The sequence below is a fragment of the Pseudomonas sp. B34(2017) genome, from assembly GCF_002112915.1.
Lineage (GTDB): Bacteria > Pseudomonadota > Gammaproteobacteria > Pseudomonadales > Pseudomonadaceae > Aquipseudomonas > Aquipseudomonas pharyngis.
The window spans coordinates 308,230-331,302 of sequence record NZ_NEJA01000006.1; the positions used below are offsets into that span (position 1 = coordinate 308,230).

The 23,073-nt window shown below is 62.2% G+C and carries 22 protein-coding genes; 8 read left to right on the plus strand and 14 right to left on the minus strand.

What is annotated here, in order from left to right; translation table 11 throughout:
• Nucleotides 1–55 precede the first annotated feature (55 nt).
• Nucleotides 56–1,483, plus strand: a complete 1,428-nt coding sequence (locus CAF80_RS20725) for a mechanosensitive ion channel domain-containing protein (protein WP_074687720.1) — start codon at nucleotides 56–58, stop codon at nucleotides 1,481–1,483.
• A gap of 59 nt (nucleotides 1,484–1,542) precedes the next feature.
• On the opposite strand, the gene ycaC is transcribed toward CAF80_RS20725, so the two are convergent.
• From ycaC to CAF80_RS20760, 7 genes are all read right to left on the minus strand, one after another.
• Nucleotides 1,543–2,169, minus strand: coding sequence for an isochorismate family cysteine hydrolase YcaC (gene ycaC, locus CAF80_RS20730; RefSeq protein ID WP_039771508.1), 627 nt, complete (start codon nucleotides 2,167–2,169; stop codon nucleotides 1,543–1,545).
• 70 nt (nucleotides 2,170–2,239) lie between these two features.
• Nucleotides 2,240–4,078 carry an amidohydrolase gene (locus tag CAF80_RS20735; RefSeq protein WP_085667850.1) on the minus strand — a complete coding sequence of 613 codons (1,839 nt, stop codon included), beginning with the start codon at nucleotides 4,076–4,078 and terminating at the stop codon, nucleotides 2,240–2,242.
• 45 nt (nucleotides 4,079–4,123) lie between these two features.
• On the minus strand, nucleotides 4,124–4,750 hold the full coding sequence (locus CAF80_RS20740; RefSeq protein ID WP_074687719.1) for an antibiotic biosynthesis monooxygenase: 627 nt from the start codon (nucleotides 4,748–4,750) through the stop codon (nucleotides 4,124–4,126).
• Nucleotides 4,743–5,159 (minus strand): DoxX family protein, encoded by a 417-nt coding sequence (locus CAF80_RS20745; protein WP_085667851.1) that lies wholly within the window; start codon nucleotides 5,157–5,159, stop codon nucleotides 4,743–4,745. The genes CAF80_RS20740 and CAF80_RS20745 overlap by 8 nt, the downstream gene beginning before the upstream one ends.
• Nucleotides 5,160–5,374: 215 nt before the next feature.
• A complete protein-coding gene (locus CAF80_RS20750) occupies nucleotides 5,375–5,752 on the minus strand; it encodes a DUF6124 family protein (RefSeq protein ID WP_085667852.1) in 378 nt (125 codons plus the stop codon).
• 349 nt (nucleotides 5,753–6,101) lie between these two features.
• Nucleotides 6,102–7,025 carry a LysR family transcriptional regulator gene (locus CAF80_RS20755; RefSeq protein ID WP_011333412.1) on the minus strand — a complete coding sequence of 308 codons (924 nt, stop codon included), beginning with the start codon at nucleotides 7,023–7,025 and terminating at the stop codon, nucleotides 6,102–6,104.
• A gap of 45 nt (nucleotides 7,026–7,070) precedes the next feature.
• Entirely contained in the window at nucleotides 7,071–8,054 is a 984-nt protein-coding gene (locus tag CAF80_RS20760) for an MBL fold metallo-hydrolase (protein ID WP_085667853.1), read from the minus strand.
• 248 nt (nucleotides 8,055–8,302) lie between these two features.
• On the opposite strand from CAF80_RS20760, the gene CAF80_RS20765 reads away from it, so the two are divergent.
• Nucleotides 8,303–8,704, plus strand: coding sequence for a helix-turn-helix domain-containing protein (locus CAF80_RS20765; RefSeq protein ID WP_039771519.1), 402 nt, complete (start codon nucleotides 8,303–8,305; stop codon nucleotides 8,702–8,704).
• Between the two features lie 7 nt (nucleotides 8,705–8,711).
• Here the strand turns inward: CAF80_RS20765 and CAF80_RS20770 are convergent, their stop codons facing one another.
• Complete coding sequence (locus tag CAF80_RS20770) at nucleotides 8,712–9,281, minus strand: flavodoxin family protein (RefSeq protein ID WP_074687715.1); 570 nt, start codon at nucleotides 9,279–9,281, stop codon at nucleotides 8,712–8,714.
• A 333-nt stretch (nucleotides 9,282–9,614) separates the two neighbouring features.
• On the opposite strand from CAF80_RS20770, the gene CAF80_RS20775 reads away from it, so the two are divergent.
• Entirely contained in the window at nucleotides 9,615–12,401 is a 2,787-nt protein-coding gene (locus CAF80_RS20775) for a winged helix-turn-helix domain-containing protein (RefSeq protein ID WP_074687714.1), read from the plus strand.
• On the opposite strand, the gene CAF80_RS20780 is transcribed toward CAF80_RS20775, so the two are convergent.
• Nucleotides 12,363–13,835: a winged helix-turn-helix domain-containing protein gene (locus tag CAF80_RS20780; RefSeq protein WP_085667854.1), complete on the minus strand. Its 1,473-nt coding sequence runs from the start codon at nucleotides 13,833–13,835 to the stop codon at nucleotides 12,363–12,365. The genes CAF80_RS20775 and CAF80_RS20780 overlap by 39 nt on opposite strands.
• A 90-nt stretch (nucleotides 13,836–13,925) precedes the next feature.
• Nucleotides 13,926–14,876 (minus strand): GlxA family transcriptional regulator, encoded by a 951-nt coding sequence (locus CAF80_RS20785; RefSeq protein WP_085667855.1) that lies wholly within the window; start codon nucleotides 14,874–14,876, stop codon nucleotides 13,926–13,928.
• A 211-nt stretch (nucleotides 14,877–15,087) separates the two neighbouring features.
• Between CAF80_RS20785 and CAF80_RS20790 the strand changes: the two genes are divergently transcribed.
• On the plus strand, nucleotides 15,088–15,810 hold the full coding sequence (locus CAF80_RS20790) for a pirin family protein (RefSeq protein ID WP_085667856.1): 723 nt from the start codon (nucleotides 15,088–15,090) through the stop codon (nucleotides 15,808–15,810).
• A gap of 64 nt (nucleotides 15,811–15,874) precedes the next feature.
• Here the strand turns inward: CAF80_RS20790 and CAF80_RS20795 are convergent, their stop codons facing one another.
• Nucleotides 15,875–16,750 carry a LysR family transcriptional regulator gene (locus CAF80_RS20795; RefSeq protein WP_085667857.1) on the minus strand — a complete coding sequence of 292 codons (876 nt, stop codon included), beginning with the start codon at nucleotides 16,748–16,750 and terminating at the stop codon, nucleotides 15,875–15,877.
• Between the two features lie 111 nt (nucleotides 16,751–16,861).
• On the opposite strand from CAF80_RS20795, the gene CAF80_RS20800 reads away from it, so the two are divergent.
• The 4 genes from CAF80_RS20800 (at nucleotide 16,862) to CAF80_RS20815 (ending at nucleotide 20,775) form a co-directional block, all read left to right on the plus strand.
• Nucleotides 16,862–18,082, plus strand: a complete 1,221-nt coding sequence (locus CAF80_RS20800; RefSeq protein WP_085667858.1) for a YbfB/YjiJ family MFS transporter — start codon at nucleotides 16,862–16,864, stop codon at nucleotides 18,080–18,082.
• 63 nt (nucleotides 18,083–18,145) lie between these two features.
• Nucleotides 18,146–19,144: an NAD(P)H-quinone oxidoreductase gene (locus CAF80_RS20805; protein WP_085667859.1), complete on the plus strand. Its 999-nt coding sequence runs from the start codon at nucleotides 18,146–18,148 to the stop codon at nucleotides 19,142–19,144.
• A 112-nt stretch (nucleotides 19,145–19,256) separates the two neighbouring features.
• The gene (locus CAF80_RS20810) at nucleotides 19,257–20,201 is read left to right on the plus strand and encodes an alpha/beta hydrolase (protein ID WP_039771538.1); all 945 of its coding nucleotides are present in this window, start codon (nucleotides 19,257–19,259) and stop codon (nucleotides 20,199–20,201) included.
• 160 nt (nucleotides 20,202–20,361) lie between these two features.
• Nucleotides 20,362–20,775, plus strand: a complete 414-nt coding sequence (locus CAF80_RS20815; RefSeq protein ID WP_074687707.1) for a VOC family protein — start codon at nucleotides 20,362–20,364, stop codon at nucleotides 20,773–20,775.
• Between the two features lie 57 nt (nucleotides 20,776–20,832).
• Here the strand turns inward: CAF80_RS20815 and CAF80_RS20820 are convergent, their stop codons facing one another.
• From CAF80_RS20820 to CAF80_RS20830, 3 genes are all read right to left on the minus strand, one after another.
• On the minus strand, nucleotides 20,833–21,162 hold the full coding sequence (locus CAF80_RS20820; RefSeq protein WP_039771542.1) for a hypothetical protein: 330 nt from the start codon (nucleotides 21,160–21,162) through the stop codon (nucleotides 20,833–20,835).
• Between the two features lie 74 nt (nucleotides 21,163–21,236).
• The gene (rtcA, locus tag CAF80_RS20825) at nucleotides 21,237–22,268 is read right to left on the minus strand and encodes an RNA 3'-terminal phosphate cyclase (RefSeq protein WP_085667860.1); all 1,032 of its coding nucleotides are present in this window, start codon (nucleotides 22,266–22,268) and stop codon (nucleotides 21,237–21,239) included.
• Nucleotides 22,269–22,276: 8 nt separating this feature from the next.
• Nucleotides 22,277–23,065: a nucleotidyltransferase domain-containing protein gene (locus CAF80_RS20830; RefSeq protein ID WP_085667861.1), complete on the minus strand. Its 789-nt coding sequence runs from the start codon at nucleotides 23,063–23,065 to the stop codon at nucleotides 22,277–22,279.
• Nucleotides 23,066–23,073: the final 8 nt, after the last annotated feature.

Consider the following 23,073-nt stretch of genomic DNA (forward strand, 5'->3'; position numbering starts at 1 on the left):
CCTCGCCACACCTTCGGGTGTGGCGTTTTCTTTTGTGCCCGCCGGAGTTCGACTCATGAGCCTTTTTTCTGCCCATCTGCTGTCCTGGAGCGCCCTGCTGCTGGCGCTCGACGCCTTGCTCTGGCATCTGGCGCCGTTCAAACACCGTGCCCCGCGGGTCGGTGTGCGGCTGGTGCTGTTTCTGGCATTCAGCGCGCTGGCCATCAACGCCGGCGTCAGCCCGTTGCAGGCACCATTGTTTGCCGATGACCCGGTGGCGCAACTCGGGGCGACGGCGCTGGGGATTCTCTGGTGGCTGTACGCCGCGCGGGTGCTGACCGAAGTCATCGGTCTGATCCTGATGCGCCGCATCGGTCACAGCGGCCGCCTGCTGCAGGACGTGATCGGTGCGCTGGTGTTTCTGGCGGCCATCGTCGCAGCGGCCGGTTATGTGCTGGATCTGCCGGTCAAAGGCCTGCTCGCGACCTCCGGCGTGGTGGCTATCGTCATCGGTCTGGCGCTGCAAAGCACCTTGGCCGATGTGTTTTCCGGCATCGTGCTCAACACCACCAAGCCGTATCAGGTGGATGATCTGGTGGTCATCGACGGCGTCGAAGGCAAGGTGCTCGACATCAACTGGCGCGCCACGCACCTGCTGTCCAGCAGCGGCACCCTGGCCGTGGTACCGAACTCGGTGGCGGCCAAGGCCAAGATCGTCAACCTCAGCCGGCCGAACAACCTGCACGGCGTGTCGATCAGCATCAAGGTGCCGAACCACATCCGCCCGCGCCGGGTGCTCGACGCCCTCGACCGCACGCTGCAAGGCAGCAGCAGTTTGTTGTTGTCGCCTGCGCCGAAAGCGGTACTGAAAGAGGCCGGCGAAGAAATGTCGGAATACGTGGCCAGCGGTTTCATCGCCGAACTGGGCAAGAAAAGCGACGTGCGCAATCAACTGTTCGACCTCGCCCACCGCCATCTTGAAGCAGCCGGTATTTCGCGGCACCCGGACGGCGTGATCGAACCGTCGACCCGCGCCCGCGCGTTGCTCGATGAGGTGAAGATCTTCCGCTCGCTGAGCCATGAAGAACGCGATCGCCTCGCCGAGTCGATGGTCGCGCAGCAGTACAGCGCCGGGCAGGTAGTGCTCAATCTGGAGGAAGTCCCGGACAGCCTGTTCGTCATCGCCACCGGCGTGGTCAGCGCTAGCGTGCCGGACGGCAATGGCTTCACCGAGGCCGGGCGCATGGGGCCGAGCGAGGTCATGGGTGAGCAGAGCATTCTGGCGGATACGCCTTCGCAAGCGACGTTCACCGCGCTGACGTCGTCGATCATTTATCGCCTCGACAAGAACCTGACTCGCCAGTGCATGGAACAGCGCAGTGAAGTGGGCCAGGCATTGAACAAGTTGCAGGCGGTACGGCAGCAGAACAGTCGGTTGGCGTTGATGGCCAAGCCTGTGCCGGTTCGTAAGGGTGGGTTTTTGGGGTGGTTGCAAAAGCGCTGAGCCCTTTGCTACAGACGAAAAAATGCCCGCTCTTCAGCGGGCATCTCTCTTTCTACCAATTACTGGGCAGTGAACTTGGTATAGCTGTTGATCAGGTTGCGGTAGTTAGGCAGACGCTGCGACAGCAGATTCGCCAGGCCTTCCATGTCGTTGCGCCAGTCGACTTGCAGCTCACAAGCCACAGCGAACCAGTTCAGCAGGTGTGCACCGGCAGCCGACATGCGCGCCCACGCCGCTTGTTGCACGGTGGTGTTGAAGGTGCCGGAAGCGTCGGTGACCACGAACACTTCAAAACCTTCAGCGATGGCCGACAGGGTCGGGAACGCCACGCACACGTCAGTCACCACACCGGCGATGATCAGTTGCTTGCGGCCGGTAGCCTTGATGGCCTTGACGAAGTCTTCGTTGTCCCAGGCGTTGATCTGGCCAGGGCGGGCAATGAACGGCGCGTCCGGGAATTGCTCTTTCAGCTCAGGCACGATCGGGCCGTTCGGGCCGGAATCGAAGCTGGTGGTGAGGATGGTCGGCAGGTTGAAGAATTTGGCGATGTCGCCCAGTGCCAGCACGTTGTTCTTGAACTCGTTCGGCGAGAAATCCTGTACCAGCGAGATCAGACCGGTCTGGTGGTCGACCAACAGCACAACGGCATCGTCTTTGTTCAGGCGGCTGTAAGGAACGTTGCTCATGTGAAACTCCTCGATGGATGGTTATTGCGGGGAGCGCCGCTCACACAGAGCGACGCTTTTTTCAATAGGATCAGAACGCGAAGCAGGAGCAGCCGAACGCGCCCCAGAAACCGGCGAAATCGCTGACCGGCGCATTCGACATCCGCGCTTTTTCGTGGCTGTGGGTATGCACTGCGCACGGGCCGCTGCACTGGTGCACCTGGGCCTGCAAGGGCGAATTCGGGCGCCAGTGGCCCGGGACTTTCACCACCGGCGACCACTCCGGCAGCACCGGCAGCGAACGTGGGCCAAGGTCTTCGAAGTCGCCGGCGGCGTACACGATCTTGCCGCCAACCACCGTCATGACCGACTCGATCCACTTGATCGCTTCTTCTTCGACACTGAAGAAGTCCGCGCTCAGCGCTGCCAGGTCCGCCAGTTGCCCGACCTTGATCTGGCCTTTCTTGCCCTGCTCGGACGAGAACCAGGCGCTGCCATGGGTGAACAGTTCCAGCGCGGTGCTGCGTGGCAACCCTTCTTCGTACAGCGCCAGACCGCCAACGGTGCGACCGCTGACCATCCAGTACAGCGAAGTCCACGGGTTGTAGCTCGACACCCGGGTGGCATCGGTGCCCGCGCCGACCGGTACGCCTTCGGCGAGCATGCGCTTGATCGGTGGGGTGGCTTCGGCGGCTTGTTTGCCGTAACGGTCAACGAAGTATTCGCCCTGGAACGCCATGCGATCCTGAATCGCGATGCCGCCGCCCAGTGCCCTCACCCGCTCGATGTTCTGCGGGGTGATGGTTTCGGCGTGATCGAAGAACCACGGCAGGCCGTTGAACGGAATGTCGCGGTTGACCTTCTCGAACACATCCAGCATGCGGCTGATCGATTCGTTGTAAGTGGCGTGCAGACGGAACGGCCAGCGCTGCTCGACCAGGTGGCGCACCACCGGCTCCAATTCCTGTTCCATGGTCTGCGGCAGGTCCGGGCGCGGTTCGAGGAAGTCTTCGAAGTCCGCTGCCGAGAACACCAGCATTTCCCCGGCGCCGTTGTGGCGCAGGAAGTCATCGCCCTGATGCAACTTGACGCTGCCGGTCCAGTTCTGGAAGTCGGTCAGCTCTTCTTTCGGCTTCTGGGTGAACAGGTTGTAGGCGATGCGCACGGTCAACTGGTCGTCTTTGGCCAGTTGTTCGATTACCTGATAATCGTCCGGATAGTTCTGGAAACCGCCGCCGGCATCGATGGCGCTGGTCAGGCCGAGGCGATTGAGTTCGCGCATGAATTGGCGGGTCGAGTTGACCTGATATTCCAGCGGCAGCTTCGGCCCCTTGGCCAGCGTCGAGTACAGAATCATCGCGTTCGGCCGCGCCACCAGCATGCCGGTCGGGTTGCCGTTGGCATCGCGCACGATCTCGCCGCCCGGCGGGTTCGGCGTGTCGCGGGTGTAGCCGGCCACGCGCAACGCGGCGCGGTTGAGCAACGCACGGTCATACAGGTGCAGGATGAACACCGGGGTGTCCGGCGCCGCCTGGTTGATTTCTTCGAGGGTCGGCATGCGTTTTTCGGCGAACTGGAATTCGTTCCAGCCACCGACCACGCGCACCCATTGCGGAGTCGGCGTGCGGTCGGCCTGATCCTTGAGCATGCGCAGCGCATCGGCGAGCGACGGCACGCCTTCCCAGCGCAGTTCGAGGTTGTAGTTCAAGCCGCCACGGATCAGGTGCAAGTGCGAGTCGTTGAGACCGGGAATCACGCAGCGGCCCTTGAGGTCGACCACTTGAGTGCCGGCGCCCTTGAGGGCCATCGCCTCGGCATCGTTACCGACGGCGACGAAACGACCGTCCTTGATCGCCACGGCACTGGCGAGGGGTTTTTCGCGGTCTACCGTATGAAATTGGCCATTGAACAGAATCAGATCGGCGTTCATCGCAGTTCCTTCGAGATAAGTGAAACGGAGCCCGGACCCGCCGCTTCAGCGCGGCGGATTGGCATTGGATTCGAGGTATTTGTGTGACTGACCGGCTTCCAGCCACGGCGCGAACAGACGGGTCACGGGCGGCATGAACACGTAGACCACCGACACCACGATGGTCAGGGTGATCAGGAACGTGGCGACCACGTAGTTGGACAGGAAGGCATTGAGTTGCAGCAGTGGCCCCCAGATCAGCGGCACCAGCAAGGTGTGCGGCAGGATCACCAGCAGCGTCACTACAGCCTGCTTCCAGCGCGGTGGCGGTGAGCCAGCCTCGGCCAGCGGCGTGAACCAGAATTCGTTGGCCGCATTGACTTCGGTCTGGTCGCCGTCGGCGAGCATCGGTGCAGCTTCGTCGATCAGTTTCTGACGCTGCGGTGAGTCGAGCCAGCGCTGCATCGCCTCGGTCGAGCAATAACGCAGCACGCAGGTGAACAGTGCGAGCCCGCCCTGCTGGCTGCGCATCACGTCCACGCCCAAGTGCCCTTCTTCGCGCCCCGCCACGCTGACGATGTTGCGCAGCCAGGCTTCGTAAGGCTGCTCGAAACCGGCCTTGACCCGGTGCTTGACGATCAGCGTCACGGTTTCTTCGGGTCCCGGTTTTTTCAGGGTCTGGGCATCAGGCATAACGGAGTACTCCGGGCAAACGAACATTGAGCGCCAGCCGTCCGGGCCCGGCGATCAGAACAGTGGTGAAGAGGATCAACAGCAACCAGCCGAACTGCCCTTCGGCCACACTCCATTGCGGATGCACAAGCAGCAGCGCCACCAGCAGCACAAAGAGAATAGGCAAGCACGCCAGACGCGCCAGCACCCCGGCGACGATCAGCAGCGGACAGAGGACTTCGGCGAAGATCGCCAGAATCAAAGTGAGATGGGCCCCGAGGTGAAACGGATCTTCGATCTGTTGCAGCTGCGCGGTGAAGTCCAGCAGCTTGGGCAAGCCGTGGACGAACAGCAGAAACAATCCGCCGGCGACCCGCAGAAACAGCAGGCCGAGATCTTGCGCCTGGTCATTGCGTTGTACAGCGTTCATGGGCCCACCCTTGATCAATCATTGCAGGCAATGGTGCAACGATTGACCGGGGGGAAATTGGATGGGTGTGCTCTCTTTTTTGAGAGCACCGTCGGTCGTTCCCACGCTCTGCGTGGGAATGCCTCAATGGACGCTCTGCGTCCGCTCTTTGGGACGCGGAGCGTCCCGGGCTGCATTCCCACGCGGAGCGTGGGAACGATCAGGTGAGCAGTCGATCAAGCTACAGCGGGCGCCTCAGCCTTCAGTTCCAGATTATCCAGCACTCGATTCACCGCCAGCTCCCCCAACATGATCAACTGCGCAATCCCCAGCAACACATGCCGCTGCGGGCCGTCCACCAGCCCGGCGAAGTCATTGGCCATGACCTTGGCCGAGGTCAGGGTTTCGCAGGCGTCGGCCAGCAGTTCTTCGCTGTCGATGCCGGGAGCGATGAGGTAGCGGGTGTTGGGTTTGAGCAGCGGTTTGCGGGGGAGCAGCGGATTGAGGTAATGATCGAGCGCGCGTTCGGCGGCTTCGTGGAATTTCTTGGAGTCGAGGGTTTCGTAGGGCGAGGTAGTGTCGGTTTCAGGCGGGTTTGGCGTGGGTTTGATCATGGATAAAGCCTCTAGAGTAGTGGAGGCGCCACGCTTCGCTGCTAAACGAAAGAGGTGGCGGCCGTACGCGGGTTAGCAGACCAGGACTCTAGAACCCGGCGCACCGAAGTGCCCCACGCAAAGCCGCCATAACGTGGACGGTCAGGCGTAAGCCTGATCACGAACGAAGGGCATTGTGCGTCTAGAGTAGATCCGGGCTGCTAAACCCGATCGCTGTTTTTCAGCGACCGGCAAACAATAGAACCCGTCCCAGAGGCGCACAAGCCGGCGGATTCTGGCGTACACGTAGGCAAAGGCGCAAGGCGTTGTGGCTTACCGGAAGTAACGCTAAACACCTTTCAACAACGCGCTAAACCGCCGGAATATCCAGCGTCACCGACATGAACTGACTGATCCGCGAACGCAGCCATTTCTCTGCCGGGTCGTTGTCATGCACCCCGCTCCACGCCATCGACAGTTGCGCCGCATCAATCGGAAACGGCGGATCTTCAGCCCGCAACGCACACCCTTCGACCAATGCACACGCCGCGTAATCCGGCACGGTCGCGATCATCTCGGTGCCGGCCAGCAGCGCGCGCAGGCCGCTGAACTGCGGCACACCGAGCACCACCCGGCGGCTGCGACCGACCTTGGCCAGGTCCATGTCGATGTTGCCGCTCAGGTCTCCGGAGAACGAGACCATCGCGTGCGGGCGCTCGCAATACTCGTCAAGCGTCAGCGGGCCCGGACGGTTGTCGCCGCGCAGGACCTTGCAGGGAATATCGCGCAGTTTCTTGCGCTTGGCGTTGGCCGGCAGATCGGTGGTGTAGCTCACGCCGACGGAGATTTCCCCGGACGCCAGCAACCCCGGCATCAGCAGGTAATTGGCGCGACGTACCACCACGACAATCCCCGGCGCTTCTTCCTGCAACTGGCGCAGCAGCGGCGGGAACAGACCGAATTCGGCATCGTCCGACAAGCCGATGCGAAACACGTCGCAACTGGTCGCCGGATCGAACTCCTTGGCCCGGCTGACCGCGCCGGAAATCACGTCCATCGCCGGTTGCAGTTCCTGGAGAATCGCCAGCGCCCGCGCCGTCGGCTCCATGCCCCGGCCATTGCGCAGCAACAGCGGATCATCGAACAGATCGCGCAGACGCCCCAGCGCGGCGCTCACCGCAGGCTGCCCCATGAACAGTTTTTCGGCGACGCGGGTCAGGTTCTTTTCGAACATCAGCGCTTCGAAAATCACCAGCAGGTTCATGTCGACGCGGCGCAGATCGTTACGGTTCATGGGGCACGTTTTCCTTGTTTGAGCCTGACGTGGGAGCTGCGCACTTTACTCGATAAGCGGCACTTTGGCCGCGCGTTTGTAGGGGCCGTATTCAACCGGTACCCACTGGAAGTGCTTGTCGACTGCCGTGATGTGGCCGATGCCCGGGAACGGTAAGTGCGCAGCCGTGACCCAGGTCTTGCTGGCCGCCGCTGCACTGAACACGGCGTTGCGACTCTTGATCGCTTGCTGACCGTTGACGTCGAAGCGGATCGACACCTCTGGATGATCAAACTGCACCGCCAGGTTATGCACCAGATCGCCCATGAACACGATGCTCTGGTTCTGCGAAGTGAAGCGGTAGGTGGTGCTGCCCGGCGTGTGCCCGGCTTCCAGTGTGGCTTCGACCACACCCGGCAAAGGCGACTGACCCTCTGCGAACGTCTTGAAGCGCCCGGCCGCCACGTAAGGCGCAGTGGAGTCCTGGGCGATCTTGAAGAACTCCCGGGCACCGGCCGGCGCCTTGGCCTCGGCCTGCGGATCGAGCCAGTAATCGGCTTCGGCCTTGGCGGTGTAAACCGTGGCATTGGCAAAGATCGGCCGTTGCTGGCCGTCGACCAGCCCACAGACGTGATCAAGGTGCAGGTGCGTCAGCAGAATCGCGTCGACCTGCTCAGGCTTGTAACCCGCTGCCTGCATGTTCGCCGAGAGCTGGCCGGCAGTGGCGCCGATGCACTGGCCCGCGCCGGTATCCACCAGAATCAATTGTTTGCCGGTGTTGACCAGGAACGCATTGAACGCAGTCTGCACGCCCGGCGTTTCAATCGAGCGACGGGCCAGCAGCGCGCGAATCTGGCCCTGACTCATGCCCTGCAGCAGCTTCGGCGACAAATCGTTGTAGCCGTCGAACAGCGCCGTCACCTCGTAATCGCCCAGCGCCAGCCGGAAATAACCCGGCGCCTGCGTGCCGACCTGCGGTGCCTGCGCCATGGCGCTGGACATCACACCGACCACCGCCATGCCGATTACGCCGTTGAACAAACCTTTCATATGCATCCTCTCGCCCGAGCCCGATTCTGCGGCCCCTTATGGCCCGCCCCCAATCTTCGCCATCCTGCCCGGTTCCCCTCATGGCGACTTGCAACGGTGTGCTGAGTTGCAGCCGACGGTGGAATTAACAACGTTTAACTCGTCAGCACTCGCCCTTCACCAAACAATGAATCCCTCTGCGCAGCGTTGTTTTTTTGACCTGAGGGAAAGCGCTGACCGTGCGTTCCCCCCCGACACGGACCTAGGCCATGGCTCACTTACAGCAAACCGTCGCCCTCGCCCCTGCCAGCGAACACCGCAAATCCAGCACCGGCGGCCTCAGCCCGCAGCGCGAGCGGCTGGTGAAACAACTGATCCTCGAACGCCTCGGCGACAGCCTTGAAGTCACCGAACTGGCCAGCGCCTGCTCACTGTCACGCAGTCATTTTTCCCGGGCGTTCAAATGCAGTACCGGGTACTCGCCGCAAGACTGGATCCGAACCCAGCGCATTGCCCGTGCCAAGCTGTTGATCCAGCAGACCAACCACAGCCTCACGCAGATCAGCCTGGAATGCGGCTTCTGCGATCAGGCGCACTTCTGCCACATCTTCACCCGCAGCGAAGGGATCAATCCGTTTGCGTGGCGTTGTCAGGTCATGAAAAACCGCTGAGGCGGTTTCATCCGCGAGCCATCCGCTGCGCCAGTCGCGCCACCCGCTCGCCCAGGTGCGCGGCGGTTTGTTGGTCTTCCAGCGGCGGTGCGTGTTCGGGCGGTTGTTCGACACTGGATTGGGACATGGCGCCGAGGGAGCTGCCGAGGCGATTCAATTGACCGTCGAAAACACCTTGGCACGCACGCGCCGGCAACAGATCGAGCCCGACCCAGATCATCGAATGCTGGGCCGCAAACACCGCCATTTGCAGCAGGGTATTGAGCTTGTCGCCGCACAGGCTGCCGGAATTGGTGAAGCCCGCCGCGAGCTTGTCGCGCCACGGCCGGGCGAGATAGAACGAAGCCGTGGCCTCCATGAATTGCTTGAACGCCGCCGACGCGCTGCCCATGTAGGTCGGCGCGCCGAAAATGATGGCGTCGGCGCGGTGCAGGTCATCCCAGTGGGCTTCCACGTCTTCCACGGCCAGCAACAGGCAGGTGCTGCCCAGGTGGCGTTCCACACCTTGGGCCACAGCCTGGGCAATGACGCGGGTATGCCCGTAGCCACTGTGATAGACCACCACCACCTTGCTCATCGCAGCGTCCTCCGGACGTATGCATTCCATTGCCCCGCAGTTTTGGCTCTGAAGCCGGCACGGACGAGTTAATCGTTGTTAATTCTCCCCGACTGTCGGGTCAGCGGGCACGGTTTCCACCCTTTAAATACAGTGGTGACGGCACTGGAGGCCGAGCGATTCCCGGACGCGCGCCCAACGTGCACATTGCGCTGGCGCCAAATCCTGAGGAATATGCCCGGATACTGCGGTTCAGACGGCTTGCGTGCCCCTCAAGTCGCCATCCGCCCTGCCCGTCACGGACTCTTCACCGAGGCGGACCAGGATCATAAAAAACGTCGAAGGAGTGAGCGGTTGAGTTTTTCCCCGAATCAGGCCATCGGTTTCGGCCCCTATCGGATCCACCCCGGCCAGCGGCTGGTGCTTGAAGGCGACCAGCCTTTGCGCCTGGGCCGTCGCGCCATGGACATTTTGCTGATCCTGCTGGCCAACGCCGGCGAGGTGGTGAGCAAGCAGCAGTTGATCGCCGGGGTCTGGCCGGACAGCGTGGTGGAAGACATCAACCTGCGGGTGCACATGGCCGCACTGCGCAAGGCCCTCGGTGACGGTCAGGCCGGGCAGCGCTACATCGTCACCGTCGCGCAGCGTGGTTACAGTTTCGTCGCGCCGGTCGTGTTGCAATCCATCGAACAACGCCCCGCCGCCGCCCACCTCGGTCGACATAACCTGCCATTGCGGCGCACGCGGATGATCGGGCGCCAGTCGGTGATCGACAGCCTGATGACGCAACTGCCGCGCCAGCGCTGCATCACTCTGGTCGGCCCCGGCGGCATCGGCAAGACCACCGTGGCCCTGCGTGTCGCCGAACAATTGATCGGCCGTTATCGCGATGGTATTCGGCTGCTGGACCTGGCACCGCTCAACGATCCGGGCTCGATCTGCTCGCACCTCGCCGCCCTGCTGGACCTTTCGCTGCATGACAGCGAGCCGATGGCGTGCCTGATCAACAGCCTGCGCGAGCGGCAGATGCTGCTGGTGATCGATAACTGCGAGCACTTGATCGACGCTGTGGCGTTGCTGAGTGAAAGCATTCTGCGTGGCGCGCCGCAGGTGCACATTCTGGCCACCAGCCGCGAAAGTCTGCGCGCCGAGGGCGAGTATGTGCAGCGGCTGGAATCTCTCGATTGCCCGCCACCGATTGCAGTGCTCGACCGCGATCAGGCGATGGGGTTTTCTGCGCTGCAGTTGTTCGTCGAACGGGCGATGGCGGCTCATGAACACTTTGAGCCGGGCAACGCCGACCTGCCCTTGATCATCGACATCTGTCGGCGGCTGGACGGCATCCCGCTGGCACTGGAACTGGCCGCCGCGCAGGTGGCGGGTCTTGGGCTGGAGGGTTTGCTGAGTCAGCTCCAGGGGCGTTTGCCGGCGGGCAATCAGACTCGTCTCGGCCGGCATGAAACCCTGCGCGCTACGCTGGACTGGAGCTTCAATCTGCTCAACGCCTGCGAACAGACCGGCCTGCGCCGACTGGGTGTGTTTCGTGGCGCGTTCACGCTGGAATCTGCGGCGGCGGTCATCGTCGGTCAGCACATCGAATCGAACGAAGTGTTTGCCTCGATCACACAACTGGTCGCCAAGTCGCTGCTCAACGTCGAGGTCGGCGATGAAGAGGTGTTCTATCGCCTGCTCGACACCACTCGTCGCTATGCATTGGAAAAGCTCGACCAGGCCGCCGAACTCGGCGAAACCCGCGAGCGCCATGCCGAACGCAGCCTGGCGCTGATGCATCAGGCCCAGGCCGATTGGGAGAACACGGCGACCGAAGTCTGGATCGAGCGTTACGCCCGGGGCCTTGAAGACCTGCGCGCGGCGCTTGAGTGGACGCTGAATGACCAAGGCTCGCGCGCGCTCGGCGTAAGCCTGACGGCGACCTCGGCACCGTTGTGGCAGGAACTGTCCCTGCTCAAGGAGTACGGCGTTCATGTGCGCCGGGCACTGGCGTTGCTGGCGTCATCCGACGAGCCCTGCCCGCGACTGGAAATCGCCTTGAAACTGGCCCTCGGCAGCGCCTGCTACCACACCTGGGGCGGCACGCCGGAAACCATCGAGGCCTTCGTCAGCGCCCGGCTGCTGGCGCAACGGCACGACGACATGGCCGGCCAGTTGCGCGCGGTGTCGGGGCACATGGCGGTCAATCTCAGTTGCGGGCATTACCAGATGGCGCTGGAGCAGAGCGAGCAATTCGAAAGTCTCGGCGTGCACGGCGATGCGCAGTTGTCCTTGAGTACCCATCGCTTGCGGGTGCTCGCGCTGCATTACGCCGGCGATCAGCATCAGGCGCGAATCCACGCCGAACAGGTCATTCAGCGCATGGCCCACAGCGGCCACCTCAACCGCTTCACTCACGGTTTCGGCGTGCAATACGACCAGAGCGTCGCCTCGCTGACCGTCCTCGCCCGGGTGTTGTGGTTGCAAGGTTTTCCCGAGCAGGCCTGGCGCACGGCGCGGCAGGCACTGGACATCGCGGTGCAGATCAACCACGGCACTTCGATCTGCTACACCCTGGCACTCGCCTCGTGCCTGATCGCCCATTACAACGGCGACGTACAAAACGCCCGCGCGTTGCTGCAACTGCTGCTCGAACAGGCGCAGAAGCATTCGGTGCTGCTGTTCTATACGTGGGCGCGACACTATGCGCAGGTGATCGATGCTGACAAGGCCCCCGCCATCCCGCCCGCCGACAGCGGTCTGGTCAGGGAAATCATGGTCACGCTGGATCCGGGTTTCGTTGATGATGCGTTGCTCGAACGAGCACAAAGCGGCGCGGCCGGCTGGAGTACTGCGGAGATTTTGCGGGCCCGGGCCGAGCGGTTGCTGGCGGCTGATTCGCCCTGTCATCACACGGCCGAAAGCGCCTTGCAGCAATCCCTTGAGATAGCACGGACACAAGGAGCCCTGGCCTGGGAACTGCGCAGCGCAACGTCGCTGGCTCAGTTGTGGCAGCGCCAGTCGCGTTATCACGAGGCGCTAGAATTGCTGACTCCGATCTACCAGCGCTTCACCGAAGGTTATGCCACCCCGGACTTGCGCAAGGTACGTCTACTGCTCGACGAACTGCGCGCTCAGTCGGCCGCTTGAGGCCGGCCGGGTGCGGCCCAGGTAACGCGTGTGTCGACGCTCGACATCATTCAGCTCGCCGCACTGCTCCAGCCGTTCACGGGCATAGCGGCGCGTGGTGTTGAGCATTCGATAGCGCAGCGTTCCGCTGGATCGGTCCGTTGTCAGTAACGATTTGACCGCCAACTGCTCAACCACGGCCACCAGCCTCGAGGGTGGCAGTTGCGCGCAACTGATCACGCCGATAGCGGCGTCCAGGGTGAATGCCATCTTGAACACCGACAAGCGTTGCAGCACGCGTTGTTCCTGCTCGCTCAAGCGCTGATAGCTCCAGTCCAGCGCGGCCTTCATCGACTGATGGCGTGGCACGGCGGTGCGGCGACCGTGACTCAGCACTTGCAGACCTTGATCCAGTTGCGTCTGAAGGCCGACCAGCGCCAAGGCATCGATCTGTGCCGCTGCCAGTTCGATCGCCAACGGCAGACCATCGAGCCGCCGACAGATATCGCGCAGCGTTTCCAGATCCTGTCCACGCAGACTGAAGCCGTGTTGACGCGCGCGAGCACGACTGACAAACAGCTGCACCGCCGAATAGCTCATGACCTCGGCGACACTGTTGAGCGCCGAGGCTTTGGGAAGGGTCAGGGGCGGCAGCGGCTGGAGGACTTCCAGACCGAGACGCAACGGTTCGCGGCTGGTGGCCAGGATCGACAGACGGGGCGCGGCGTCGAGGAGTTTTTGCACCAGGTTCCGGCAGGCTTCGTGCAGATGCTCGCAGTTGTCCAGCACCAGCAAGGCGTGACGCGCTGCGAGGGTGGGGAAATCAGTGTCGAGGGTTTTCAGCAGGTGATCGAGGAGCGGGATGTCATCGCCGACCAGCGACAGATCCACCTGCCACACGCCGTCACGAAAATGCTGCAGCAGCAGTTCCGCTGCGCGCAGTGCCACGGTGCTTTTGCCAACGCCGGCAGGCCCCGTCACCGTCAGGAGCCGGGACAGCGGTAATTGCCGGACCAGACCACCGACCAGTGAATCGCGCCCGGTGACCGGCGTCAGTCGTGCGGGCAAATTGTGTTGGGGCGCTTGCAGGTTTTCGAACACCACGTGGGCGGCGCTGTCGCCCTGCACTGGTGCCACGAAGCTGTACCCGCGTTGCGGCACATTGACGATATAGCGCTGGCCTTTTTCGCCGTCGCCGAGGGCCCGGCGCAGCGCGGCGATGTGCACCCGCAGGTTGATCTCCTCGACCACCGAGGTCGGCCACACCAGCGCGATCAATTGCTCTTTGCTGACCACCTGGCCGGCGCGCTCGACCAGCACTTGCAGAATGTCCAGCGCACGCCCGCCCATGCGCAATTGCCGATCCCCTTCGAGGATCAGCCGCTGGCGCAAATGGAACGCGTACGGCCCGAAGCGCAGGACCGACGCCGAGTTCAATTCGTTGAGGCTGTTCATGTCCGCTATCTTCGCAGGCCTCGATGACGGTACAACCACCACGCGGGGTCCAGCACGGACATCCGGATGCCCGGAACGGACAGAACCGCTCTAGCTGAACTGTTCGCGATATTGCGTGGGGGTCAGCCCGAGCTTTTCGCCGAACAGAAACCGCATGTGCCGCACACTGCCGAAACCGCTTTTGTAGGCCACGGTTTTCAGCGGCAGATCGCTGGTTTCCAGCAGATTTCGCGCGCAATCGATACGTGCACTTTGCAGGAATTCCATGGGTGTCATGTTGACCTCGCGGGCGAATACCCGAGCGAAGTGTCGTGCACTCATGTTCGCAAGACTTGCCATGCGCTCGACGGTGAAGGCTTCCTCCAGATGTTCCAGCACATGGTTCTGCACCCGGGTAATCGGCGTTTCCTGGGGCGCCACCGCTGCCATCAACGGGCTGAACTGCGCTTGCCCGCCCTGGCGCTTCATGACGACCAGCAGCACCTTGGCCACGTCCTGGGCAATCTTTTTGCCATGATCGCGAGCGACCACCGCCAACGCCATATCGATGCCGGCCGTGACACCTCCGGAGGTGATCAGGTTGCGATCCTCAATAAAAATCTGGTCGGTCGCGACGTTTGCCTTCGGAAAGCCCTTGATCAAGCGTTCGGTGTAATTCCAGTGGGTGGTCACACGATAGCCGTCGAGCAGTCCGGCATGGCCCAGCACGAAAGCGCCGGTACAGATCGAGCCATATTGCCCGGCGCGCGTGACCGCGCCTTGCAGCCAGGCGAGCAGCGGCGGGTGTTTTTCGTTGTAGGCGCCGGGGCCGCCCGGCACCAGCAGCAAGTCGTAGCGTTCATCGGCTTCGTCCATATGCCGATCGGTGTGCACGAGGACGCCATTGGACGCACGCAACGGCCCGCGCTCGGTGCCCAGGGTGGTCAGGTGATAGTGGTCTTGCGGTTTCAGGTAGCGGTTGGCAACCGAAAAGACTTCCAGAGGTCCGGCCATGTCGAGCAGCAGAAAATCCGGAAACAGCACCATTGCCACGGTCTTCATGTGGGCATCACCAAAATCCAAGCAAAGTCATAAGTCTGCGCATTATGGCCAGATACGGTGAAAACGTTGGAAAAGAATGCGTGATCCAGTGCACACAACTGTCAACCAAAACAGGACAGTATTTCAATTTTCATCTACTTATTGCATCGCAGGGTAACCAGTAACCTTCTCCTCACTCGGACGAATCAACGTCCTGAAAGGAGATTTCATCATGCTGACCCTTCGTAAAGCTTCCGACCGTGGTCTGGCCAATCATGGCTGGTTGAAGTCGTTCCACACCTTTTCCTTCGCCAGCTACCGTGACCCGCGTGAACAGGGTTTCTCCGACCTGCTGGTGATCAACGATGACCGCGTCGCCGCCGGCAAGGGCTTTGGCCAGCACCCGCACCGTGACATGGAGATTTTCTCCTATGTGCTCGAAGGCGCCCTTGAACACAAGGACACCCTCGGCACCGGCTCGGTGATCCGCCCCGGCGATGTGCAACTGATGAGCGCCGGCAGCGGCGTGGCCCACAGCGAGTTCAACCACTCGGCGAGCAAGCCTGTGCACTTCCTGCAGATCTGGATCGTGCCGGATGTCAGCGGCGCCAAACCGCGCTACCAGCAAGAACACTTCAGCGAACAGAAAAAACGCGGTCGCCTGCAACTGATCATTTCGCCCGAAGGCAGCCACGGCTCGCTGAAAGTGCGCCAGGATGCACGGGTGTATGCCGGGCTGTTCGATGGCCAGGAAAGCGCCACCCTCAAGCTGCCCGCCAATCGCTACGCCTATGTGCATGTTGCTCGCGGCAGCGTTGAACTGAACGGCGTGCAGTTGAAGGAAGGCGACGGCGTGCGGGTTCGTGAAGAACAGGCGCTGACCCTGAGCAATGGCCAGAATGCCGAAGTCCTGGTGTTTGATCTGCGCCCGCAGGAACTGCCGGAAATGCCATGAGGCAGCGGTTTCGACGCTCCCAAAAAACGGCCTTCAGTGAAGGCCGTTTTTTTTCGCAGAACAACTATTCGTTTTCCAGCACAAACGCTTCGACAATGTGTTCGATCACCGCTCTGACCCGCGCGGTGTGACGTAAATCCGCATGGGTCACCAGCCACACTTCATAAGGCAACGGACGCGTGCGCTCCGGCCACAACCTGACCAGACCATCACGCTCGCCCATGTAGACCGGGATTTCTCCTACCCCCAACCCGGCGGCAATCGAGCGGCGGACCAACAGGCTGGAGCTCAGACCGGCGACGATCCGCCCGCGAGTCATGGGTTCCGACACGAGGGTCAGATCCTTGTTGCCCTGCAGATACGGCTGGTACACCACCAGATCATGGCCCTCGAACGCACTGCCCGGCGCCGGCACGCCATGGCTGTCGACATAGGCCTGCGAGGCAAACAGCCCCACCGGCCAACGCGCGATGCGCCGAGCGATCAGGTCCGGATTGTCCGGACGGGTGTTGCGCACGGCGATGTCCGCTTCACGTTTGGCCAGGCTGAGGATTTGCGTGGAGGCGTCCAGTTGCACACGCACGTCCGGATGCCGTTCGTGCAACTGCGCGATGGCCGGGATCAGGAAGTCGATGGCCAGCGAATCGGTGGTGCTGACTCGCACACTGCCGGTCAGGCGATCGTCCAGGCCCTGGATACGCCGTTCCAGCTCCAGCGCCGAATGCTCCATTTTTTCCACCGACTTGAGCGCCGCTTCGCCGACGGCCGTCAGTGCATAGCCCTCGGAGGTGCGCAGAAACAAGGTCGCGCCCAGCGACTTTTCCAGTGCCGTGATGCGGCGCCCGACCGTTGCCTGATCCACGCCCAGCACGCGCGCGGCGCCGCGCAATGTCGACTCGCGGCAGACCGCAAGAAACACCCGTGCATCATCCCAGTTCATACCGTTCTCCATTGATGCATAAACGCATCACAATCACGCAAACTCGCTGCATTAACGCAGCAACGATAGCCGATATGCTGGGCGCCATAAACCTTTCAAAGGATTGCCGTCATGCACACTTCAACTGTTTCGCCCGAACGTCCGGACACAAGTGTCTGGCTGGCGATCTTCGCCGGACTTTGCGCCAGCCTGGTCAGCATCGGTCTGGCGCGTTTCGCCTACACGCCGCTGATCCCTTCGCTGATTCAGGCCCAATGGTTTTCCGCCCATGATGTGGTCTATCTCGGCGCGGCCAACCTGGTCGGTTACCTGATCGGCGCCCTCCTCGGCCGACCGCTGGCACGTCGTCTCACCCAGAGAAATGCCTTGCGACTGATGATGCTGGCGGTGACCGTGGCGTTTTTTGCCTGTGCGTATCCCGTGTCGGTGAGCTGGTATTTCGGCTGGCGCCTGCTGTCCGGGATCGCAGGCGGCGCGATCATGGTGCTGGTGGCTGCGACCGTACTGCCCCATGTACCCGCCGCGCGCAAGGGCCTGGCCAGTGGGGCGATTTTCCTCGGCATCGGTCTGGGCATCGCCGGTTCGGGCACGATTGTTCCGCTGCTGTTGAGCCTTGGCCTGCAGGCGACCTGGCTGGGATTGGGCGCTTTGTCGCTGGCACTGACGGCATTGAGCTGGTTCGGCTGGCCCTCGCAGCTGCCCCATGCAATCACCACCACCGCTGAAGTGGAACCGGTCGCTCCGACACCGCCTGCTGTTTATCTGCTGTTTGCCCAATACGCATTCATGGCCGCCGGGCTGGTGCCGGCCATGGTTTTCCTGGTGGATTACGTCGCCCGTGGCCTGGGCGCCGGGGCGCACGTCGGCGCGCTGATCTGGGTCATGTACGGCCTGGGCGCCATCGTCGGCCCGGTGAGTTATGGCTTCCTCGCCGATCACCTTGGCGCGCGGACCGGCATTCGTCTGGTGCTGGTGGTGCAGGCGATCACCCTGGGTTTGCTGGCGGTTTCACATTCGTTCCTGGCGTTGGCGCTGCTGGCGGTGATCCTTGGTTCATTTCCGCCGGGCATTGTGCCGCTAGCACTGGCCCGGGTGCATGAGCTGGTGCCGGATCACCATCGCCAACAGGTGGCGTGGAGCCGGGCCACGGTGTCGTTCGCCACGTTTCAGGCGCTGGCGGGCTTCGCCTATTCGGCGCTGTTCAACGCCACGGGCGGACAACATGCGCTGCTCTTCGTGATTGCCGGCGGTGCCATCGTGATCGCGCTGATACTTGAGCACGCCATGAAATGGCTGCCCTCCTCCGTCGAACAACGCTGCTGCGCCGAATGACGGGAATCATTGCGCCCTGACTGCGTTCCCATCTACTGACCACTTTTTCAAGAGGAATCGAAAATGACGTTGCCCACTGAAATGACCCGAATCGAAATCACCGAACCGGGTGGGCCCGAGGTTCTGCAATCCCGACGCGTACCGCTGCCGGTCGCCGCAGAAGGCGAAGTGCTGATCCGTGTGCACGCCGCCGGCGTCAATCGCCCGGACGCCCTGCAACGCGCCGGCAAGTACCCGATGAAACCCGGCATGAACCCGATCCCGGGCCTTGAAGTGGCCGGCGAGGTCGTAGCAGTTGGCAGCGGTGTCAGCGCATTCGTGGTCGGTGACCGGGTCTGCGCGCTGACCAATGGCGGAGGTTACGCCGAATACTGCACAGTCCCGGCTGGCCAAGCCCTGCCGATCCCCGATGGGCTGGACTGGATCCAGGCTGCGGCCATTCCGGAAACCTTTTTCACGGTATGGGCCAACCTGTTCGGCCTTGGCGGCGCCAGCCGTGGCGAGCGCGCCTTGATTCACGGCGGCACCAGCGGCATCGGCACCACCGCGTTGATGCTGTGCCGCGAGTTTGGCATCGAAGCTTTCGCCACCGCAGGCAGCCCCGACAAATGCGCGGCGATCCGTAACCTTGGCGGGGAAGCGATCAACTACCGGGAACAGGAGTTCGCCGCGGTCATCGCCGAGAAAACCGCCGGCCAGGGCGTCAATGTGATCCTCGACATCATGGGCGGCTCGTACCTCAACGGGAACATCAGCGCCTTGGGGATGGATGGGCGGTTGGTAATGATCGGCTTCCTCGGCGGCGCGCGGGCCAACGACATCGATCTGCTGGCGATCCTCGGCAAGCGTGCGGTGGTCACCGGTTCCCTCCTGCGTGCCCGTACCTCGGCGGAAAAAGCCGCCATCGCCGATCAATTGCGCGAACACGTCTGGCCGGCGCTGGCTGCCGGGCGTTGCCTGCCGATCATCGACAAGGTCTACCCGCTCGCCGACGCAGCCAAGGCCCATGCGCACATGGAAGCGGGCGACCACATCGGCAAGATCGTGCTGAAGATCGATTGAGTCGTTGCAGCATTTTGTAATCGTTGCAGGCTTGCGGTGGTCGAAAATGTCACGCGCGGGTCAAGGCATCTGGTAAAAAGCGTTCTTTGTCCGCGCCTTGGTGAAACGTTTAATGTTCCTTGCCTTCATGACCCGACTTCGACGCCGCCGTCTGGCGTTCGCCTGCATGGCCGCCCTGATCATCGGCGTGCCGGCGAGTTGTGCCGTCCTGGAACACACCGAGCGCAAACTGCTGTTTCGCATCGAGCCGGGCACCGCCGGCTGGTATCACGGCTTGCCCGGCAGCGTGCAGGAACTCGACCTGCAACCGAAAAGCTTCAAGGCCGGACAAAACATTCACGCCTGGTGGTGGCCGGCGGAGCGCGCCGATGCACCGGCCATCCTCTATCTGCATGGCGTGCGCTGGAACCTCACCGGGCAGCTGTTTCGTATCGAACAATTGCGCGCGGCAGGTTATTCGGTACTGGCCATCGACTATCGCGGCTTCGGCCAGAGCCACGGCGACCTGCCGTCGGAAAGCACGGTGTACGAGGATGCGCGGGTGGCCTGGGAACGCTTCCAGCTGTTGCAACCTGACCCGAACAAACGCCTGATCTACGGGCACTCGCTGGGCGGCGCGGTCGCCATCGATCTGGCTGCCGAACTCGGTCGCGATGCCGCCAGAAATCACACCCCACTGCCGGTGCGCGGGCTGGTCATCGAATCCACGTTTACCTCCCTGGCGGATGTTGCGGCAGCCGTGGCCAACACCTCCCTTCCGGTACGCTGGCTGTTGTCGCAGAAATTCGACTCCATCGACAAGATCGCCGAAATCCACATGCCGTTGCTGGTGGTGCACGGTCTGGCCGACGCCTTCGTGCCGTCACGCTTCAGCGAACAGCTGTTCGCCGCCGCCCGGCAGCCGAAACGCCTGCTGCTGGTGCCCGGCGCAACCCACAACAACAGCATGGCGCTGGGCGGACAGAACTATCGCAAGGCGATCGATGCGCTGATGCAAACCCGACCTGCTGCCCGAGTGGCAGGCGCTGCGGTGCAAAAGAATCCGCGCGATTCCTGACGTCCCTCCCCCGCAGACCATCGGTCACCCCGAAAGGAAATTCTTGCAGCATCGGCTGGCAATCCGGCGTTCTAACGCTTTGCTGGATGGAGTCCATCCATGACGCTGCTTCGGCACACCCGGCCGCGCAGCGTTCCACTGCCTATTCGGGAGCACACCCATGAAAATCAACCCGTACCTGATCTTCAACGGCGACTGCCGCGCTGCCTTCACGTTTTACGAGCAATGCCTGCAAGGCAAGCTCGAAGCGATGATGACCTTCGGCGAAACCCCGGCCGCCGAACATGTACCGAAAGAGCATCACAACCTGATCATCCACACCTGCCTGAAAGTCGGCGATCAAATGCTCATGGCTTCGGACACCACCCCCGATCGCCCGACCCAAGGCATGAGCGGTTGTTCGATTTCCCTGAATGTCGACAGCATTGCCGAGGCCGAACGGGTGTTTAACGCCCTGGCCAGGGACGGTCGTGTCGACATGCCGCTGGAAGCCACCTTCTGGGCCGCGCGCTTTGGCATGTTGGTGGATCGTTTTGGCGTGTCGTGGATGGTCAATTGCGAAAGTGACAAGTGACGCTGTCATTGCAGCGGACATGAAAAAGCCCGACCTCTTCAGGTCGGGCTTTTTCGTTCAACGCTGGGCCAGTTCATGGCGAACGCACTGCTCGTAGTAGGTTTGCTTGACGGCCGCCGGCTTGAGGCGCGACGCGCTGTCATAGGTCTGCTCGGTAATGCCCATGGCGGTCATGCGCATCCACGGTTGCTGAAACTTGCGTGCCTGCAAGCGCTTGCGCGCGCCATACAGGGAAATCCCTGACAACTTCGATTGTTGCGCGCCGGCCGCGATGTCCGAGCCCCAGGCACACGCAAAACGATGGCTCTTGCTCAGTTCCCTGGCCTGGGCCTCCAACGCGAACAGAGCGAGGGAAAGCGTTGCTACGGTGATGACAATCGTCCGCATATAGCCCACCTAACCTTTTGAAAAAAGGCGAGTTTGCCGGGACTGAAAGCTTTCGGGGGCCAGCAATTTGCCGCCTATTGTTCCCGAGCGCGAACTTCAACCTTTAACCGGTCTGCGCCTTCTTCCTGGCACTGGATGTGGACCGGTACAAACCGCTCGATCACCGAGATGTTGCTGTGCAAATGCTCGGTCATCCTGGGCGTGGTAAACGATCCACCTCCGGCGAGCACCATCGGCAACAGCAGTTGATCAGCCAGATGCTCCGCTACTGCCGCACCGCTGTGCAACCAATCGGTCGCTTGATCGATCGCGGCGTCCGCCACCTTCTCCGAACGCAGTGAGGCTTGACCGAAAGCGCTGAAAACCTCGGTGACGTGTTCAAACGCATATTCCAGCAGCAGCACATTGCCCGGTCCACATGCCGGATCAAGGATGACGGTGTTCAATTCTGCTGACACCATGTTCAATCGCTGGGCCACCCTTTCGAGCTCGCGGACACCGACACTCGGCGCCAGTCCCGCCGTCAGCGCAAACGCCTGTTGCGAAAGCGGCAAGCCGCGCTCACACAAGTGCAGTGCAGACAGTTTCGATGGTTGCACCCTGACGTCGATTTCACCGCCACCCGCCGGTACAAACCCGTGGCGCAGCAACGTCAGTTCAACCTCCGCGCCCATGCGTCGCAGCAGCGGCAGCCAGCTGCGGCTGAGAAAATCGGTCGGGGGTGCCAGCGGATTATGCGTGCCGCCGCTGATCCGCACGCGGCTGGCTTGCGGCGCCAGTAACAAGGCGGGCAGCAAGGTCTGCAACACCAGCGTGCTACTGCCGGCGGTGCCAATGGCAAAGCGATAATCGCCGCCGCGAATCGGTCCCGGCTCGAAGCTCAATGTCTGCGAGCCCAGTTCCGCCCCCTGGATCTTTGCACCGCAGACCTGCGCTGCCGCCATCACGGCAGTCAGATGCTGGCGCAACAGGCCCGGACGACTGCGACGGGCCCGAATCCGCTCTATTCGAAACGCCTGGCCCGTCACCATCGACAGACTCAGCGCACTGCGCAACACCTGGCCACCGCCGATGGCGCCGTCCAGTTCAATAACGTCCTGTTTCATTTTTTTCCTTATGCGTACAAACCAACGGTTTCCCGCAGGTATTGATCGAGCTGGCGCGAATCCTCCCGGGTTCGGGGCAGTGCCGGTACCGCTCGCTCAAGTTCCGCCTCGATGAACGCATGCAGCGCCGGACGACGAGGACCGTAGGCGCTCTCATCGGCATTGCGCTTGAGCGCGAGCAGTTCGTCGACCTCATTGAGCAATGCCCGGTCATCGACGGTGCTCAGCAGATCGCTGAACGTCATCGGCGGCCGACCCCGCCCCTGATCGATCCAGCGCACCGCCAACAACGGCCGCAGGACGTAGAAATACTTCTTGAACCGCACGCTTTCGCCCTGCAGATAACCACGGAAGTTCTTCTTCGCCATCGACAGATAATGATTGCGCGCGGCCGGCGGACTGTAGAACGCCTCGGCCAGTGCCCGCAGCTGAGAAACCGCTGCGGTCTCGCTGCGATAAACCAGCGGTGAGTCGAGCCATTCGAGCAAGGTCGGGTTGGATTTGCGCAACAGCCCGAGGGTTTTGCGCAGCTCCCAGCCACTGACATCCAGCTCGTCATCCAGCGGCCGCTCGATCACATCACTTGGCGTATCGACCTGGACGAACCACTCCGGTTTCTCCACATAAACGAAGCGCACATCGTAATCACTGTCCGGCGAGGCAAAACCCCAGGCCCGGCTGCCCGATTCGCAGGCATACAGCACCGTGACATTGCGTTCGCGTTCTATGCGCGCCAGTTCTTCCAGCACCCGGGCGCGCATGGCGCTGCACAGCGGGTGACGTTCTTCGAATTTCATGTCCTTCA

Bases quoted from the DNA above. Each gene is read 5' to 3' on its own strand.
- CAF80_RS20725 (WP_074687720.1), top strand. From the start codon at position 56: ATGAGCCTTTTTTCTGCCCATCTGCTGTCCTGGAGCGCCCTGCTGCTG.
- ycaC (WP_039771508.1), bottom strand. From the start codon at position 2,169: ATGAGCAACGTTCCTTACAGCCGCCTGAACAAAGACGATGCCGTTGTG.
- CAF80_RS20735 (WP_085667850.1), bottom strand. From the start codon at position 4,078: ATGAACGCCGATCTGATTCTGTTCAATGGCCAATTTCATACGGTAGAC.
- CAF80_RS20740 (WP_074687719.1), bottom strand. From the start codon at position 4,750: ATGCCTGATGCCCAGACCCTGAAAAAACCGGGACCCGAAGAAACCGTG.
- CAF80_RS20745 (WP_085667851.1), bottom strand. From the start codon at position 5,159: ATGAACGCTGTACAACGCAATGACCAGGCGCAAGATCTCGGCCTGCTG.
- CAF80_RS20750 (WP_085667852.1), bottom strand. From the start codon at position 5,752: ATGATCAAACCCACGCCAAACCCGCCTGAAACCGACACTACCTCGCCC.
- CAF80_RS20755 (WP_011333412.1), bottom strand. From the start codon at position 7,025: ATGAACCGTAACGATCTGCGCCGCGTCGACATGAACCTGCTGGTGATT.
- CAF80_RS20760 (WP_085667853.1), bottom strand. From the start codon at position 8,054: ATGAAAGGTTTGTTCAACGGCGTAATCGGCATGGCGGTGGTCGGTGTG.
- CAF80_RS20765 (WP_039771519.1), top strand. From the start codon at position 8,303: ATGGCTCACTTACAGCAAACCGTCGCCCTCGCCCCTGCCAGCGAACAC.
- CAF80_RS20770 (WP_074687715.1), bottom strand. From the start codon at position 9,281: ATGAGCAAGGTGGTGGTGGTCTATCACAGTGGCTACGGGCATACCCGC.
- CAF80_RS20780 (WP_085667854.1), bottom strand. From the start codon at position 13,835: ATGAACAGCCTCAACGAATTGAACTCGGCGTCGGTCCTGCGCTTCGGG.
- CAF80_RS20785 (WP_085667855.1), bottom strand. From the start codon at position 14,876: ATGAAGACCGTGGCAATGGTGCTGTTTCCGGATTTTCTGCTGCTCGAC.
- CAF80_RS20790 (WP_085667856.1), top strand. From the start codon at position 15,088: ATGCTGACCCTTCGTAAAGCTTCCGACCGTGGTCTGGCCAATCATGGC.
- CAF80_RS20795 (WP_085667857.1), bottom strand. From the start codon at position 16,750: ATGAACTGGGATGATGCACGGGTGTTTCTTGCGGTCTGCCGCGAGTCG.
- CAF80_RS20800 (WP_085667858.1), top strand. From the start codon at position 16,862: ATGCACACTTCAACTGTTTCGCCCGAACGTCCGGACACAAGTGTCTGG.
- CAF80_RS20805 (WP_085667859.1), top strand. From the start codon at position 18,146: ATGACGTTGCCCACTGAAATGACCCGAATCGAAATCACCGAACCGGGT.
- CAF80_RS20810 (WP_039771538.1), top strand. From the start codon at position 19,257: ATGTTCCTTGCCTTCATGACCCGACTTCGACGCCGCCGTCTGGCGTTC.
- CAF80_RS20815 (WP_074687707.1), top strand. From the start codon at position 20,362: ATGAAAATCAACCCGTACCTGATCTTCAACGGCGACTGCCGCGCTGCC.
- CAF80_RS20820 (WP_039771542.1), bottom strand. From the start codon at position 21,162: ATGCGGACGATTGTCATCACCGTAGCAACGCTTTCCCTCGCTCTGTTC.
- rtcA (WP_085667860.1), bottom strand. From the start codon at position 22,268: ATGAAACAGGACGTTATTGAACTGGACGGCGCCATCGGCGGTGGCCAG.
- CAF80_RS20830 (WP_085667861.1), bottom strand. From the start codon at position 23,065: ATGAAATTCGAAGAACGTCACCCGCTGTGCAGCGCCATGCGCGCCCGG.